The organism is Anaerolineae bacterium (assembly GCA_025062375.1).
Classification (GTDB): domain Bacteria; phylum Chloroflexota; class Anaerolineae; order SpSt-600; family SpSt-600; genus SpSt-600.
Window position 1 is genome coordinate 1 of the sequence record JANXAG010000015.1, and the last position, 15,845, is coordinate 15,845.

Annotated in this window: 14 protein-coding genes and 2 tRNA genes; 10 read left to right on the forward strand and 6 right to left on the reverse strand. The window is 52.7% G+C overall.

The window, feature by feature from the left end; translation table 11 throughout:
- The 3 genes from dtd to NZ653_05630 all read right to left on the reverse strand — a co-directional run.
- A partial coding sequence (gene dtd, locus NZ653_05620) for a D-aminoacyl-tRNA deacylase (GenBank protein ID MCS7286594.1) occupies window positions 1-277 on the reverse strand: 277 nt, incomplete at its 3' end.
- 19 nt (window positions 278-296) lie between these two features.
- Window positions 297-1,340: a cellulase family glycosylhydrolase gene (locus NZ653_05625; protein MCS7286595.1), complete on the reverse strand. Its 1,044-nt coding sequence runs from the start codon at window positions 1,338-1,340 to the stop codon at window positions 297-299.
- Between the two features lie 148 nt (window positions 1,341-1,488).
- Complete coding sequence (locus NZ653_05630; GenBank protein MCS7286596.1) at window positions 1,489-4,440, reverse strand: cellulase family glycosylhydrolase; 2,952 nt, start codon at window positions 4,438-4,440, stop codon at window positions 1,489-1,491.
- Between the two features lie 382 nt (window positions 4,441-4,822).
- Here NZ653_05630 and prxU point away from each other — a divergent pair, with 382 nt between their 5' ends.
- The 10 genes from prxU (at window position 4,823) to NZ653_05680 (ending at window position 11,855) form a co-directional block, all read left to right on the forward strand.
- Window positions 4,823-5,425 carry a thioredoxin-dependent peroxiredoxin gene (gene prxU, locus NZ653_05635; GenBank protein MCS7286597.1) on the forward strand — a complete coding sequence of 201 codons (603 nt, stop codon included), beginning with the start codon at window positions 4,823-4,825 and terminating at the stop codon, window positions 5,423-5,425.
- A gap of 87 nt (window positions 5,426-5,512) precedes the next feature.
- The gene (locus NZ653_05640; protein ID MCS7286598.1) at window positions 5,513-6,871 is read left to right on the forward strand and encodes a cytochrome ubiquinol oxidase subunit I; all 1,359 of its coding nucleotides are present in this window, start codon (window positions 5,513-5,515) and stop codon (window positions 6,869-6,871) included.
- 2 nt (window positions 6,872-6,873) lie between these two features.
- On the forward strand, window positions 6,874-7,902 hold the full coding sequence (cydB, locus tag NZ653_05645) for a cytochrome d ubiquinol oxidase subunit II (GenBank protein MCS7286599.1): 1,029 nt from the start codon (window positions 6,874-6,876) through the stop codon (window positions 7,900-7,902).
- A 196-nt stretch (window positions 7,903-8,098) separates the two neighbouring features.
- Window positions 8,099-8,455 carry a TraR/DksA C4-type zinc finger protein gene (locus tag NZ653_05650; protein ID MCS7286600.1) on the forward strand — a complete coding sequence of 119 codons (357 nt, stop codon included), beginning with the start codon at window positions 8,099-8,101 and terminating at the stop codon, window positions 8,453-8,455.
- On the forward strand, window positions 8,455-8,928 hold the full coding sequence (lspA, locus tag NZ653_05655; protein ID MCS7286601.1) for a signal peptidase II: 474 nt from the start codon (window positions 8,455-8,457) through the stop codon (window positions 8,926-8,928). The genes NZ653_05650 and lspA overlap by 1 nt, the downstream gene beginning before the upstream one ends.
- A complete protein-coding gene (locus NZ653_05660; GenBank protein ID MCS7286602.1) occupies window positions 8,925-9,167 on the forward strand; it encodes a MoaD/ThiS family protein in 243 nt (80 codons plus the stop codon). Before lspA ends, NZ653_05660 begins: the two co-directional genes overlap by 4 nt.
- Window positions 9,168-9,411: 244 nt before the next feature.
- Window positions 9,412-10,530 carry a response regulator gene (locus tag NZ653_05665; GenBank protein ID MCS7286603.1) on the forward strand — a complete coding sequence of 373 codons (1,119 nt, stop codon included), beginning with the start codon at window positions 9,412-9,414 and terminating at the stop codon, window positions 10,528-10,530.
- Window positions 10,527-11,210, forward strand: coding sequence for a deoxyribonuclease V (gene nfi, locus NZ653_05670; protein ID MCS7286604.1), 684 nt, complete (start codon window positions 10,527-10,529; stop codon window positions 11,208-11,210). The genes NZ653_05665 and nfi overlap by 4 nt, the downstream gene beginning before the upstream one ends.
- Before the next feature lie 128 nt (window positions 11,211-11,338).
- Window positions 11,339-11,412 (forward strand) — tRNA-Arg (locus tag NZ653_05675).
- Between the two features lie 26 nt (window positions 11,413-11,438).
- Entirely contained in the window at window positions 11,439-11,855 is a 417-nt protein-coding gene (locus NZ653_05680; protein MCS7286605.1) for a LysM peptidoglycan-binding domain-containing protein, read from the forward strand.
- Between the two features lie 29 nt (window positions 11,856-11,884).
- Here NZ653_05680 and NZ653_05685 read toward each other — a convergent pair.
- The 3 genes from NZ653_05685 to uvrA form a co-directional block, all read right to left on the reverse strand.
- A tRNA-Pro gene (locus tag NZ653_05685) sits at window positions 11,885-11,959 on the reverse strand.
- A gap of 69 nt (window positions 11,960-12,028) precedes the next feature.
- On the reverse strand, window positions 12,029-12,796 hold the full coding sequence (gene tpiA / locus NZ653_05690) for a triose-phosphate isomerase (protein MCS7286606.1): 768 nt from the start codon (window positions 12,794-12,796) through the stop codon (window positions 12,029-12,031).
- Window positions 12,781-15,678: an excinuclease ABC subunit UvrA gene (gene uvrA, locus NZ653_05695; protein MCS7286607.1), complete on the reverse strand. Its 2,898-nt coding sequence runs from the start codon at window positions 15,676-15,678 to the stop codon at window positions 12,781-12,783. The genes tpiA and uvrA overlap by 16 nt, the downstream gene beginning before the upstream one ends.
- Window positions 15,679-15,845: the final 167 nt, after the last annotated feature.

The following is a 15,845-nucleotide window of genomic DNA, read 5'->3' on the forward strand; positions in this document are numbered from 1 at the left end:
AGCTTGGCCTGAAACCCCTCCTTATGTCACCGTAGAGGGTAAACTGGGAGACTACTAGGGCCTCTCCTTTCACATCCAGAAGGGAAAGGTTAAACTTACCGGCTTCGTCGGGGAAAACTCTGAGGTTAGCTACCTTGTGGGCCATCCAGCGGGCGTGCTCTTCGGTATCGCCTTTTTTCACTGCAATCAGGACCACGAAGCCTTTTCCTATTGCCCCAACCATCTCCCCATTGACCTGGACTGAAGCCTTCCGCACTCTCTGAACTACTGCGCGCATTCCTCCCTCTCCTCTCAGCTTATTTAGGCATCTCTTTGAGCATCACGTAGGCTGGCCGGAGGCAGAGTTCCGGATAGCAGGGGTCCAGTATCGCCCACCAGTACTCTTCTCTATCTGGAGTCCAGCTTACATCGGGAATGTATAGCACCACCATTAGGCCTATCCAGGGTGCCCAGTTTTCCCGGGCATATTTGTAGGCCCGCACAAGGTATTCCCCCTTTTTCTCTTCATCCACCGAATGCCAGTGGTAGGGGGAATCAGGACGAGGATCACTGGTCCAGCCCATCTCCAGAACCACCACCTGTTTTTCTTCATCACCATATTTAACCATTATCTTACGCAGGTCTTCAACGCGGCGGAAACAGAAGAAGCGTTTCCCCCCGTATTCGGGGCTTTTCTCTACCTCATCGGGGCTCATTTCAGGGGGGGCCTTGTATCCGGGAGCATTAACCCCCAGGGCGTCAAAGTAGCCATCGCTGGAATTATTTTCCATAGCCTGGTACATCATTTCCAGGTAAACATCATCAGGTAGTGCTCTCGGGGGCATATCCCCGGTTGGGGTCAGCCCTGCCGAGACCACAAGGGCATTGGGGTCGGCCTCTTTTATGCGTCTATAGGCTATCCGGAGCAGGCGAACATATTCAACCGGATCGGGGGAGCGGCCTCCCCATTCCCCTCCTCCATCAGGGCGGTTCAGGTTAGGTTCATTCCATATCTGGTAAGCGTGAATCCGCCCCCGATAGCGGCTGGCGAGGGCGTAGAGAAAATCGCCGAAATCTTCTAAATTATCCGGAGGGCCATTAGCTGGATAGCCTCCACCAGCCCAGGCTGGTTGTCTATCAACTCTTACCAGCAGTTTTAAACCGTATTTCTCAACCTGCTCCACAATCCTATCCGTCCGGGTCCAGTCAAAGTGCCCTTTGGCTGCTCCTTCTATGTCTCTCCAGGCAAAGCTCTGCTTTACCCATTGGAACCCGGCCTGCTTTATAAGCTGAAGATCCCGGTCAGCTACCTCAGGGCGCCACCAGAGGAAAGCATGCATTCCGTATTCAGGGGATTGCATCCGCCAGGGTGGGGAGGGAAAAGCGGGCTTATTCCTCTCCGGGACGCTGGAATAGCTGGATATTACCAGCAGGAAAATTGCTGAAATTATGCCAAAGAGAAGGGGGAGATTTAAGGGGCGACGGTTTCTGGCCGCCGCCCCCTCAGGTTTATTTCCGCATGTTCTTGAGAGCATAATATACCGGGCGAGGCTGCCAATTATGGTCCACTATACTCCAGGCTGCTTTCTCATCCTGTGGGCCGGTGACGGGGGCGAAGTTGAGGTTCCAGAGGAACATAACTCCAGCCCACCCCCAGCTTCTGGCCAGCTCAAAAGCCCTGACAGTCCACTCGGCCTGCTCCTGAGCGGTGTTATCGGCAGCGTATTCATAGCCAGGAGCTGGCGATACCCCTAGGCCATCCACTGAAGCCCAGCCCCACTCAGTGGCCCATATCTTCTTTGCTCCATCACCATATTTGAGCATTACATTGCGGTATCCTTCCATAGTGCCGCGGAAGCACCAGGAGTGGTGCCGGTTATCAAAGGGGCCACGGAACTTAGCAGTAGGATCAGTGACGGTGCGCCAGTCACCATCGGGAGGGCAGTTGTATCCGCTGGGGTGAGCACCAATGGCATCGCAGTAATGCTTGAGGCCATGTTGGTACATGGCGTCCAGGTAATTTATATCATCCACTGCTCTCCACTGCCCTGCGATGGTAACATCTCCAGCGGGGGTTAAAGCACCGCTTACCACGATCATCTGAGGGCATGCCGCTTTTATGGCTCTATAGGCAGCGGCCAGGAGCTGCACATACCGGCCCGGATCCGGAGGCTCATTGCCCCACTCGTAGTTTATGTTCTGCTCGTTCCAGACCTCAATGGCTTTGAGTCTTCCGCAGTAACGGGCGGCTACCTGACCCACGAAATCGGCGTAATCCTGAGGGTTAGCCGGAGGTCCTTCCACGCTGAAATCCGTATGGGGTGGTCGGGCCCATTTGGGGGCTTTGACTATGCTGAAGAGAAGGTTCAGACCGTTGCCGTGAACGTCATTCACTATGCGGTCCATTTCGCCCCAGGCGATGTTGCCTTTGGAAGGCTCAAAGACTTTCCATTCAATCTGTACCTTTATCCAGTTGAAACCGATGTCTTTAACGGCCTGGATTATCCTCGGGTCGGGGTTGTGGACCATGTGAGCTTGAATCCCGTAACCGAATTCCGTTCCCCTGACCGAAGGAGGAGGAGCCGGAGGCCGGGTTGGAGTTATAGTCTGCCCGGAGGGCTTCGGCGTTGGAGTTGGAGTGGGGGTAGGCCTGGGGGTGGGCGTAGGTAAGGGGGTGGGGGTCGGTTCAGCCACTTTAAGGGCGAGCCTGTGGATGATGTTGGTCATGGTCTGGCCCCCATCGGTGGAAATGCCGGCTTCTACAGTGTATTCGCCTGGGAGGTTAGGAACCTGCCATTTGTAAGAAGCTCCCTGGAGGGGACTTGTGCCCTGGGCATGGACCACGCCGTGGGCATCCTGCACTTTCCAGGTCACTGCGAAGTTGGTTTCCACGGACCGGATTGCGTACTCGTGAAATCCTCGGAGAACGTCCCAGATTAAATGGTCGTTCTCTTCCTCCAGAAGGTTCCGGAACGCTACTCCTCTGATGTTGAAGCGAGAAACCAGCTGAAGTTTCCGGGCCAGGCTGGTGGCGTTTTCGATCCAGACCGTGTGCTCGTTTCCGGAATGGTCAGTATAGCTGAACCAGTAATGTCCGGTATCGGGATCATGCTGGATTCCGGCAACCTGAGCCAGCCCTTCCAGGACGAAAGACACCTCTTCGCCTGGCACTGCTGTTTCCTTGTTGGCCTTGATGGAGGCTGCCAGAGTTTTCAGAACCTCGGTATATGGCTTAAAGGTCAGGGCATTGCCAACCTTTTCCACGCTCCTTGTGGAAACCACAAGTTGAATTTTGTAACGGTCCACCTGACCGGTAGCCCAGGTTAGAAGCTGCTCCATCTGACCGCCGGGGGCGTAAGCTCTGGGATCGGGAATGGCTGGTATTTTAAACAGGTCCACAGCCTGACCCAGGGCATACCAGTCGTAAATCCCGGTCTCCCAGCGATCCTCGGCTATCTGGGTTGGAAGGTCAACCCGAATGGAGAGGATTTTGTTTTCCCTGTGGAGAGCATCAGCAAGCTTGTGGATAAAATTGACGAACTCTGGCTTGAGGTCGGGGCTGAATTCCCGATAGTAGATGTCAATTCCAGAGTAGTGGTTCCTGACCACGAAGTTGATGATTTCTTTAATGTGCTTCTCCTGGAGAGCAGGGTCTATGAGGAGGTTGTCAATGTAGTCACTCCGGACAACGCCATCGGGTCCCCAGTTGGTGATGGTGGGGATTATAAAGAGGGAAGCGGAGCGCTCATCCGGAGAGAGGGTTCGCATATTGCCTCCTAAGGTTCCATCTCCTTCCAGGTACAGGCCCTGCGGGTTGATTTCCACCAGAGCTTCCCGGGCTTCAGGGGTAACAGAGCCACCGTGCGGCAAATCCGCCGATACAAAAGGAGGTGTGAGCTTTGTTTGCATTACGGCGAAGGCTTCAGGGACAAAATCTATGCGAGATTCCAGGATTTCATCTTCGGGTATGAGCTGATGGGGGAGCCACTTCCACTGAGCGCCGTCCCAGTAATAGAGGTCAAGGGTCTCGTGAGGTTCGGCATCGTTGGGGATGGGAACTGTCAGGATTACAGATGTGGGCATCGTTCCGCGGAAGTTGACTTTGTAGAGAGGGCTTTTTATCTCCAAATATTGGGGGATGTTTTTGGCTGCCTCCGCCATCCCGCCGGCCCCTCTGAGGAAATCAATACGGGGGACGCTGGATAGGCGGATGCGGAATGGGGCCTCCATCCCCTCTGGCAGGATGGTTATTTGAGTGCCGTCAGGGTCCAGAACAGAGCCGCCTACTTCATCGTCAATAGTGGTGAAGCCTGCTTCCAGGACCCTTTCCCTCAGGGAAATAGGGGGAAGCCAGAGAGCAGCAAAGAGCAGCCCCGGTATTACAACCAGGTTTATCACCCACTTCCCCCACTTCCCCTCAAATATTCGGGTTAAAAGGTCCAGAAAGCTTTCATTACTCATAAGCAGCTACCTCCTTGGGGAAATAAATAAGCCTGAGAAGCGAAAAGCCGCTTCCAGGCCTTAGCTTTTGTAAACTCCGTTCGTTGCTTCCCCGTTCATAGTGGGAACTATTTTAGCACAAGACAGGGCAATCGCCAAATCAACGGGAACTCCGGCCCCAATTATCCGGAACTGCACATGCACCCGCGGCAGGAACCTGATTTGACAAGATTCCTTGGGCGATGTATAATGCTATAAGAAAGGTATCATTTGTATGAGCGCAATCAGTTCAACGGGAGCTTTCCTTTAGAGCGAAGGGCCCGAAGGCATTCTCTCAATCTGAACCGGGCTTATGGAACCCGGGTTTTTGAAGTGCAAAACTCGTTAAAAGGAGGGTTTAGCCATGTGTCTGAAAATTGGCCAACTGGCACCTGAGTTTGAAGCCCAAGCTTTTGCCAATGGCGCTTTTAAGACAGTGCGCCTCTCCGATTACAAAGGCCAGTGGGTCATCCTAATGTTTTACCCGGCCGATTTCACCTTCGTTTGAGCCACCGAAATGGCAGCAGTTGCTGCCGAATACGAAAAGTTCCGCAATTTGAACACAGTCGTTTTAGCTATCAGCACCGATAAAGTTTTCACCCACAAAGCCTGGAACGACAACGAACTCTCCAAAATGGTTCCAGGGGGTGTCCCCTTCCCGATGCTTTCCGACCCCGACGGACGCATTGGCTCCGCTTACGGGGTGTACGACGAGACAGCCAAAGTGAATCTGCGCGGTCTTTTTATCATTGATCCGGATGGCATTATTCAGGCCTACAACGTGCTCCCAGCTCCAGTTGGACGGGATACGGGCGAGATCTTGCGGGAACTCCAGGCCCTTCAGTACGTTCGGGCAACTCAGGGAGCGGAGGTAACTCCAGCCTGCTGGCTTCCCGGCAAGCCAACCCTCAAACCCGGCCCCGAGCTGGTGGGGAGAGTATGGGAAGTGTGGAAACCGGAAAGTTAAAGAGACATCACCCCCTCCTGGCCGTTCCTGCCTTGTGGTTCAGGAGGGGGTGATAGGGTTAAATTCGCCTTTATCTGGAGGTGAACCATGGATCCGGTTGTCCTGGCGCGAACTAAATTCGGCCTAAGCGCCGCAATGCATTTCCTCTTCCCACCCGTCACCATCGGGCTGGCGTGGCTTATTGTTTACATTACCTGGAAACGATGGAAGACGGGTGAGCCAATCTGGGAGAGCATGAGCCGATTCTGGCCTCGCATTTTCGGCCTCCTCTTCGCCGCCGGTGTCGCCAGCGGAATTACCCTGGAATTCCAGTTCGGCACCGACTGGTCAACTTACTCACGCTACGTAGGAGATATTTTCGGCTCACCCCTGGCAGCCGAAGGGGTGTTCTCCTTCTTCCTGGAATCTTTCTTCCTGGGCGTGCTGATTCTCGGACGAGAGCGAGTATCAAAGAAGTTTTACTGGTTCTCCGCTCTGATGGTCGCTATTGGCTCCACGCTCTCCGCTTTCTGGATAATCGTCGCCAACTCCTGGATGCAGACGCCCACGGCCTACCGCATTGTCGGCGAGGGGATTTACCGGCGAGCGGAATTGACCAACTTCTGGGCCGCACTTTTCAACCCATCCACCCTTCCTCGTTACTTCCACACTATCTCGGCCTCCCTTTTCACGGGCGGTTTTTTCATGGCGAGCATCGGTGCCTGGTATCTTCTGCGCAAACAACATCAGGAATTTGCCCGTCGCTCCCTTCAGATGGGCCTGATACTCGCTGCAATTTTCTCCTTGCTTATCCCCATCACTGGTCATTTCCATGCCGTTCAAGTGGCTAAGACCCAGCCAGCCAAGCTGGCTGCCTTTGAGGCCATCTTTGAGGATACCGCAGGAGCGGGCCTGGTTATCTGGGGCTTCCCGGACGTAGAAAACCGCACCCTTCGGTTCCCCATCAGAATCCCCAAACTGCTGAGCTTTCTCATTAACTTTGACCCCAACAGCGTTATACCTGGATTGGAACGGTTCCCAAGGGAGGAATGGCCTCCTATCAGGCGGACGTTTTATTCCTATCATATTATGATTCTCCTGGGCGTGTGGTTCATTTTTGTGAGCTGGTGGGGCATCTTCCTGGGGAAACGCCGCTTTGAAAACAGCGCCTTCCTTAAGACGCTGGCCTTCTCAATAGCGCTGCCCTGGGTTGCTCTCCAGCTGGGCTGGATGGCAGCTGAGTTCGGTCGTCAGCCGTGGGTTGTCTATGGCCTTCTGAAGACAAAGGATGCTGTCTCGGTGGTGGTGCCTGCTTGGCAACTCCTCCTCTCCATTATCGGATTGGCCGTTATCTATGTCTTTATCCTGGCAGCCCTCATTTACCTGCTGCGGCGAGAGTTTCTGAGGGGGCCAGAACCCGTAGTTGTTGGCGTGCCGGCAGGAAGACTCGCAACAAAGGAGGAATAACCATGAGTCACGAATTCCTTCAGAACATCTGGTATTTGCTCATAGGGGTCCTGCTCACCGGTTACGCCGTTCTGGACGGATTTGACCTTGGGGTAGGAGTGATGTATCCTTTTGTAGCCAAAAAAGACGAAGAGCGTCGCCTGCTCCTTAACTCCATCGGGCCTTTCTGGGATGGCAACGAAGTCTGGCTTTTGACCGGTGGCGGGGCGCTTTTCGCTGCTTTCCCTCACGTTTACGCCACCGTCTTCAGCGGTTTCTATCTGGCACTCTTTATCGTTCTTTCTGCCCTGATCCTGCGGGCCGTCAGCTTTGAATTCCGCAGCAAGGAGGAAAATCCAACTTGGCGGAAAGCTTGGGACTATATCTTCTTCGTAGGAAGCCTGGTGCCTGCTGTGCTGACGGGCGTGGCTGTTGGGAATATAATGCGAGGGGTGCCGCTGAACGCGCAAATGGAATTCATAGGCAACTTCTTCACCCTGCTGAATCCTTTCTCCCTCCTGGTCGGGCTTACGGGGCTGGCGATGTTCGTCTCCCACGGGGCCATTTACCTTATGATGAAAACGAATGGGCCAGTGGCTGAGCGAGCTCGCCGCTGGGCTAATGGTGCCTGGATTGCGCTGGTCGTATTAGCAATTCTAACCACCATCGTGGCGGCCATAGAGGTGCCCCAGCGGTTTGAAAACGCCTCCCGTCAGCCGCTCATCTGGGCCATCCCCGTCCTCACAGCAATCTTTATGGGGCTGACCCGCTGGAACCTGGCGCGGGGCAGGGCCGGACTTGCCTTCCTTTTCTCCAGTTTGACCATTGTCGGGCTGATGGCAATCTTTGGTGCTGCCAATTACCCTTACCTGGTGCCCGCCAGCAACGTGCCCGAGTATAGCCTGACCATTTTCAACGCTTCATCTTCCAGACTCACGCTCCTGGTGATGCTGATTATTGCCCTGATCGGGATGCCCATAGTCATCATTTACACCGCTTACATCTACTACGCTCTGCGCGGGAAGGCCCGGGTGGAAAAAGAGGGCTACTAAATCCGGCCTCTTTGGTGTGCTCTCCCCACCGGTTTTGCCCTCCTGCAGGCCTTGAGCCTGTAGGAGGGATTTTTTATCCTCCCTACCCTGCTTAATTAGGGGGCTCATTCTTCCTTAGGTTATAAATAGCCGCCGTTTGTTTTGGTGAAAAGAAAAAAGCGTGGTAAAATACTTTAAAGGAAAAAGGAGGCTCGTAATGGCGAAGAAGCCGGAATTCTTCAAGAGAATGCTGGAGGAAGAGCGGGAAAAATTGGTAAAAGAACTGGAAACTTTCAGGACCAGGAAGGTTTCCGGCGCCGTAAGCCACAGCAACCACATGGCCGAGGTGGCCACTGATGCCTTTGACCAGGCCTGTGGTCAATCCCTGGAGAGGCACCTGGAAAGACTTCTCCACGAGGTAGAATATGCCCTCTCCAAGTTTGAAAAAGGGATATATGGCATATGTGAAAACTGTGGCAAACCCATTGAGGAAACGCGCCTGGAAACCCTACCGCAGGCTCTATACTGCCTGGAGTGTCAATACCGTCACGAATTGAATCCCAGGAGGGCTTAATGCCAGGGACCTACCGCTGGGTAACACCTGCGGTTGCTTTAGTGGTCCTGGGGGTTGACCAGTTTACCAAATACCTGGTAAAAACAAACATCCCTTTGGGAGCTTCGTGGGCTCCCTTGAAAGGGATAGAAAGGTTTTTTTCCTTCACGCACGTCATTAACCGGGGTATAGCTTTCGGTCTCCTGCCTGAGTGGGGCGATTATTTCCTCTATGTGGGAATTCTTGTGGTTTTTCTCCTAATCTTTTACCATTTCCGAATTAAAGAGGCCTCACTTTTTTTCCAATTTTGCTTCGGGTTGCAGCTCGGAGGCGCCCTGGGCAACCTTATTGACAGGATCCGTTACGGTTATGTGGTGGATTTCCTGGATTTCAAATTCTGGCCCGTCTTCAACGTGGCCGATAGCTCCATAACTATAGGCACTCTTCTCCTGGTCTTATATTTCCTTAAAAAAAGAGGAGGTGAAAGAGCGTGAAGGTCACAACGAGGGTCTATGCAACTTTAAAGCGCTACATACCTGAGGGGAAAAGTGACCATGACATGGAAGTTGACCTCCCCGCAGGCACTACCGTGGGTGAACTTATTGAAAATTTCCTGAAAATCCCTCCGGATGCGGTGAAAGTGGTTTTCGTCAACGGAAGACACGCTGAAATGAACCAGGTCCTTAACGAGGGAGATAGGGTTGGGATTTTCCCACCTGTGGCCGGTGGATAAAACCGTTTCCAGCTTCCACTCGCTCTGGGCTCACTGCAGCCAGGAGCCTTGGGCGTGGAGCTAAAGTGAGGACAGCTGCAGATAGAGCGGCCGGGCCCTTCAGTTTTGACTACCAGCTTGCATAGCTACTTTTGCTCTGAGGGTAGAGCACTTCTTTTACTGCCCGGTAATATCAAAATTCTTGCCAAAGAGTGCCCTTTGTGCTAAGCTTTAGTTAAAACAATCACAAGAAAAGGAAGATGAAATGCCTAAAATCCTTCTGGTGGATGATGACCCCAAGGCGGTAAAGCTTATGGGGTATATCCTCTACAAAGAGGGGTACGAAATTGCCCCTGCTTTGAGCGGCAGAGAAGCCCTGGAACTTCTGAGTAAGGAAAAGTTTGACCTGATTATCCTTGATATAATGATGCCGGAAATGGATGGCTATGAGGTCTGCCGCCGAATCAGGGCAAATCCATCCACTGCCAAAATTCCAGTGATCATGCTCACGGCCAAAGCCATGCCAGAAGACCGAATCGCTGGCTACGAAGCAGGTGCTGACCATTATATTACAAAACCAGTTCTGCCTGCAGAACTCGTAGCCACGGTTAAAGCTCTCCTGGCCAGGACAGCTGTAGAGGTTGCCAAAGGCAAAGTGGTTACTTTCATAGGGGTCAAAGGCGGAGTTGGAGTAACTTCTCTCGCCGTTAATGTGGGGGTCATCCTGGCTAAAGAAGGCTTAAAGAGCATCCTCTTGGATATGCAGCCCTATGGTTTGGCGGTGGCCTCGCAGCTCGGCTTGCCCATAAGCAGGGTGGATCCGTCTTTCCTTAAGATGAAACCTCAGGATATATCCAGGGCTATCGCCGAGTCCTTTCTCACAAAACATGCCAGCGGCCTGCTGGTTTTCCCTTCCATTTACCCAGACTATTCTATAGGGGAAATCCCTCAGGAATTTGTCCGCAAGCTCGTTCAGACATTGACTTTTATGTCCGATTATCTGTTGATTGACGGCGGAGCTCGGATTGACCGAGCTATAGAGGTGGCTTTAAGGGACTCAGATAAAGTAGTGCTGGTTCTGGAATCAGATCCTCTATCCCTGAAAGTGGGCAATGTCATGATCAAAGAGTTGGGGAAGCTTGGAGTCGGAGGCCTCAAGCTCATAGTAGTGTCTGTAAACAGGACCCGGGCTCAAATAGCTCTTTCCAAGCAAGAGCAGGAAGCAATCTTAGGCAGTAGCATTGATATAATTTTGCCTCCAGCCCCCGAATTATTCTTCCAATCCACTAAAGAAGGCATACCCGCTGTTATACTTCAGCCCTCTTCTTTGGCGGCGGAGCAGATAAGAGCCTTGGCTAGCATGATTAAGGGGAAGTCAAGTTGAAGTCCGTCATAAACCACCGGTGGGATCTTTCGGTTGAAGAAGCTCAGGAGCTCCAGCATCAGCTGGCTTCAAGGGTTATCAGGGAGAAAACTTTTGGGGAAATAAAACTGATAGCGGGCATAGACGTAAGTTTTAAAGGGGAAGAAGCCCAAGCAGGGGTTGTGGTCCTGGAATACCCAGGCCTGGAAGAGGTGGAAAGAGCCAGTGCCAGAGTGCAAGTGACTTTCCCCTACATACCAGGATTACTGGCTTTCAGGGAAGGGCCATCAATAGTAGCAGCCCTGGAAAAGCTCAAGAGCGATCCGGACCTCCTGATACTGGATGGACAGGGAATAGCTCACCCTCGCCGTATGGGCATTGCTACTCACATAGGAGTTATCTTTGATAAACCCTCAATAGGGTGTGCCAAGTCCCGCCTACTGGGTTCTTACCACGAACCAGGTCCGGAGAAGGGTTCGTGGTCATATCTCTACGATGGCACCGAGATTATAGGCGCTGTTCTGAGGACAAAGGATAAAGCTCCCCCCCTTTTCGTGTCCATAGGCCATCGGATTGATCTCCAGAGCGCCCTGGAGATAGTCCTGAGTTGTTGCCGTGGAGACCGGCTTCCTGAACCTACGCGGCTTGCTCATCTCCTGGTCTCTCATAAGCCTCAGCAGGCTAAGCTTTTCTTCCTTTGACCAAATTTGAGAGGCTAAGGTCTGGGCTTGATCTGCTGTGCTGAGGATATCAGCTGAGAGCTTTCTGCGTTGCAAGAACTGGCGAGGACTTTGACTTTTTACATTTAAGGCTGTAAAATTTTATAAAAGCCCCTGTAGCTCAACTGGACAGAGCAGCGGACTTCGGATCCGCTGGTTGGGGGTTCGAGTCCCCCCGGGGGCGTTGATTAAAATAAGGGGGACTTTCCCATGAAAAAATGGTTTTTCGTGCTTCTTTTTATTGCCGCCCTCAGCGTTGCCTTCGCTTTACCTCTTTATGCGGCTCGCCCCTCTTCCGTTCCCATATACTACAGAGTGCGCTGGGGTGATACCCTTACGTCTATAGCCTGGAGGTACTGCGTAAGTCCATGGGCCATAGCCCGATGGAATAATATCCCCAACCCTAACCTCATTTATGCCGGTCAGATCTTGGTGATTTACCCTGGGTGTTATTATCCCCCTCAGCCACCATGCGTCTTTGTTCACTATGTAAGGCCTGGAGAAACACTCCTGGGGATTGCCAGGATGTATGGGGTTAGCGTGTGGGAAATTGCTCGGCTCAATGGCATTTTCAACCTGAACCTGATTTACGTAGGGCAACGCCTTCTAATCCCCTGCTGGAATTAAAAAACCCCCTTGCGGGGGTTGTCATAAAGTCGGGGCGAGAGGATTTGAACCTCCGACCTCAGCGTCCCGAACGCTGCGCGCTAACCAGGCTGCGCTACGCCCCGTGCTGATTTAATTATAATTAAGAGAAAACCTCTTGGCAACTCTGCAGGAAGCACGCAATGTCCTTTATGTCAGGCTTTGGCCCTGGCGCTTATTCTTACAATTTCCACGAAATCCTTCGGTCTCAAGCTTGCCCCACCTACTAAGGCTCCGTCTATATCAGGTTGCTCTACAAAACCTCCAATGTTGGATGGCTCAACGCTTCCTCCATACTGGATCCTCACCCTTTCAGCCACTTCTTTCCCGAAAAGCTCAGCAAGAAGGGGCCTTATAACTCCGCCTATTACCGCCTGCGCGCCCTCTGGTGTCGCAGGTTTACCGGTGCCTATAGCCCAAACAGGCTCATAAGCAATTACTACCATTTGAGCTTCGGAGGGCGAAAAGCCTGCCAGAGCTCCCCTAACCTGTCGAATAACCACTTCTTCTGTCAGGCCAGCCTCATTTTCTTCCAGGTTTTCTCCTACACAGATTATCGGGGTAAGGCCATGAGCCAGAGCCGCTCTGGCTTTGCGGTTTACATGTTCATCAGTTTCACCGAAGTACTTTCTCCTTTCGGAGTGGCCTACAATTACATACTGACAGAATTCTTTCAGCATGATGGGGGAAATCTCGCCCGTGTAAGCTCCTTTGTCCTCCCAGAAGACGTCCTGCGCTCCAACTTTTATGGAGGTCCCCCTTATCAGCCGGGCCACGGCGCTGATGGCCGTAAAAGGTGGACAAAGCACTTTCTCTATCCCTCCTATTGAATCCAGTTCGTTCTTTACAGCTTCCACAAATTCCTCTGCCTCTTGAACAGTTTTATTCATTTTCCAGTTGCCAGCGATTATCGGGATGCGCATTGCTTAACCTCCTCAGGAAACAGAACTTTCTTAATGAACTGCCCTGTATAGGAATGGGGAACCATAGCCACCTCTTCGGGGGTTCCTTCGGCTATCACCCACCCCCCTCTGTCGCCCCCCTCTGGCCCCAAGTCTATTATCCAGTCAGCACATTTTATCACGTCCAGGTTATGTTCGATGACAATGACCGTGTTCCCTGCATCCACAAGGCGGTTCAGGACGCTGAGGAGCTTTTCAATATCGGCGAAGTGGAGGCCAGTGGTGGGTTCGTCCAGAATGTAAAGAGTGCGACCAGTGGCCTTGCGGGAAAGCTCCCGAGCCAGCTTTACCCTCTGGGCCTCCCCTCCCGAAAGGGTTGGAGCTGGCTGACCAAGCTTTATGTATCCAAGCCCAACATCGTAGAGGGTCTGGAGTTTGGCTTTTATCTGGGGTATATTGCCGAAGAACTCCATAGCTTCTTCCACTGTCATGTCCAGGATTTCGGAGATGTTTTTGCCTTTATAGCGTATTTCCAGGGTTTCCCGGTTGTAACGTTTGCCCTTGCACACATCGCAGGGAACGTAAACGTCGGGCAGGAATTGCATTTCTATTCGGATTATACCTGCGCCTTCGCAGGCTTCGCACCTCCCACCGCGGACATTGAAGGAGAAACGGCCAGGTGTGTAGCCCCGGAGGCGAGCTTCAGGCAGAGAAGCGAAAAGCTCCCTTATCGGGGTAAAAGCTCCAGTGTAAGTGGCTGGATTGCTCCGGGGGGTCCTTCCGATGGGGGATTGGTCCACGTTCACAACTTTATCTATGTGCTCCATCCCTTCAATGAAGAGGTGTTTGCCAGGCTTTTCCCTTGCCCTGTAGAGTTTCTGGGCCAAGGCCTTATACAGAACTTCTATAACTAAACTTGATTTCCCCGAACCCGAGACCCCGGTCACGCATATGAAGGTGCCTAAGGGGAAACGAACGTTTATATTCTTGAGGTTATTTTCGGAAGCCCCGTAGACGGTGATGAAATGGCCATTTCCTGGACGCCTGACTTTGGGGACCTCTATTTTCCTTTCGCCTCTCAGGTACATTCCAGTGATGGAGCGGGGGCAGCGAAGGAGATCCTCAAGGGTTCCCGCCACCACTACTTCACCCCCCTTTTCCCCAGCTCCCGGCCCCAGGTCAATGATGTAATCGGCAGAACGGATGGTGTTCTCATCGTGTTCCACCACTATAACGGTATTTCCGAGGTCCCTCAAGTGCTTCAGGGTTTGAATCAAGCGGGCGTTGTCCCTCTGGTGCAGACCTACGGAGGGTTCATCCAGGATGTAGAGCACTCCGGCGAGTTGTGAGCCTATCTGCGTGGCTAATCTTATCCTCTGGGATTCTCCTCCCGAGAGGGTTGAAGCTCTGCGGTCCAGGGTTATGTAGTCAAGGCCTACATCTACCATGAAGCGCAGGCGGTTTCGGAGTTCTTTGAGGATTTGATGGGCAATCAGGCGCTCCTTTTCGCTCAGGGGAGAATCTGGCCCTTGAAGGCGTTCTACCCATTTCAGAGCATCCGCCACCGACATGGAAGCTACTTGAGCTATGTTCCTGTTATCTATCGTTATAGCCAGGGCCTCGGGGCGAAGCCTTGTGCCGTTGCAGGCGGGGCAGGGTATAGCCGTCATGTAGCGTTCGATCTCGCTCCGGATGTAATCGGATTCGGTTTCCTGATAGCGGCGCTGGAGGTTCGGGATTACCCCTTCAAAGGGTATTTCGTAGTGGCGGATTCGTCCATACTGGTCAGAATAAGGCAGGGAGACCAGCTCGCCAGGACGAGTACCGTATAGGATTATATCCAACTGTTCTTTTGTGAGTTCCCGCACAGGAACATTCATGGGGATTTTGTAGAACTCGCAAACGCGGCGGAGTAGATGAATGTAATAGCGAGCGGTCTCTTTGCCCAGATATCGCCATGGAGCTATAGCGCCATCTTTCAGGCTGAGGGATTTATCAGGTATAACCAGATCAGGGTCAATTTCCAGGATAATCCCCAGGCCAGAACAATGGGGGCAGGCCCCATGGGGGCTGTTGAAGGAGAAAGTTCGGGGCTCGATCTCCGGCAAGGATATTCCACAATCCACGCAAGCTGAATGCTCTGAAAACAGAATATCCCGAGGGCCTTCTTCCTCCAGTATGGAAACCACAATGACGCCGTTTCCAAACTTGAGGGCCGTTTCCACTGAATCGGCCAGGCGGCTACGGTAATCTTCGTCTTCGGAATGGTGGATTATAAGTCTATCCACCACCGCTTCGATGGTGTGGAGCTTGTAGCGGTCCAGCTCAATCTCTTCATCCAATTCCATTATTCTACCGTCAATGCGAGCCCTGACGTACCCAGCGCGTCGGATTTCCTCCAGAACATTTTTGTGGTGGCCCTTGCGTCCTCGGACCAGAGGAGCAAGGAGCATGATTTTTGTGCCTTCGGGGAGGGAAAGCAGGGAATCAACTATTTGTTGAGGAGTCTGAGGGGAAATTTCCTTCCCGCAACTGGGGCAGTGAGGTCTGCCCACTCTGGCGAACAGGAGGCGTAGGTAATCGTATACCTCGGTAACAGTTCCCACCGTAGAGCGGGGGTTGTGGCTTACCCCTTTCTGGTCAATGGAAATGGCTGGAGATAGACCTTCAATAACATCCACATCGGGCTTTTCCATCAGGCCCAGGAACTGGCGAGCGTAAGCGGAAAGGGATTCCACATAGCGGCGCTGTCCTTCGGCGTAGAGGGTATCAAAGGCCAGGCTTGATTTCCCGGAACCAGAAACCCCGGTTATAACCACCAGTTTGTCTCTGGGTATTTCCACCGTTATGTTCTTCAGGTTATGTTCTCTTGCTCCTCTCACCACGATCTTGTTCTGCCCCATTTCCCTTTGCCCTTCCGTCAGGAAATACTCTAAAAATTTTAGCACCGAAGGAAACGATTAGCAAGAACCGCAAAATCCTGCGCCAGAAGCTCGCTCTCAGATGTAAAGGTGGTGCCCCAGGGGAAGCATCAAGCGCCGCAGCTTGTGCCTGGCGTCCCTTCTACCAG

Bases quoted from the DNA above. Each gene is read 5' to 3' on its own strand.
- uvrA (MCS7286607.1), bottom strand. From the start codon at position 15,678: ATGGGGCAGAACAAGATCGTGGTGAGAGGAGCAAGAGAACATAACCTG.
- NZ653_05650 (MCS7286600.1), top strand. From the start codon at position 8,099: ATGGCGAAGAAGCCGGAATTCTTCAAGAGAATGCTGGAGGAAGAGCGG.
- NZ653_05680 (MCS7286605.1), top strand. From the start codon at position 11,439: ATGAAAAAATGGTTTTTCGTGCTTCTTTTTATTGCCGCCCTCAGCGTT.
- cydB (MCS7286599.1), top strand. From the start codon at position 6,874: ATGAGTCACGAATTCCTTCAGAACATCTGGTATTTGCTCATAGGGGTC.
- NZ653_05665 (MCS7286603.1), top strand. From the start codon at position 9,412: ATGCCTAAAATCCTTCTGGTGGATGATGACCCCAAGGCGGTAAAGCTT.
- lspA (MCS7286601.1), top strand. From the start codon at position 8,455: ATGCCAGGGACCTACCGCTGGGTAACACCTGCGGTTGCTTTAGTGGTC.
- tpiA (MCS7286606.1), bottom strand. From the start codon at position 12,796: ATGCGCATCCCGATAATCGCTGGCAACTGGAAAATGAATAAAACTGTT.
- NZ653_05640 (MCS7286598.1), top strand. From the start codon at position 5,513: ATGGATCCGGTTGTCCTGGCGCGAACTAAATTCGGCCTAAGCGCCGCA.
- NZ653_05630 (MCS7286596.1), bottom strand. From the start codon at position 4,440: ATGAGTAATGAAAGCTTTCTGGACCTTTTAACCCGAATATTTGAGGGG.
- NZ653_05625 (MCS7286595.1), bottom strand. From the start codon at position 1,340: ATGCAATCCCCTGAATACGGAATGCATGCTTTCCTCTGGTGGCGCCCT.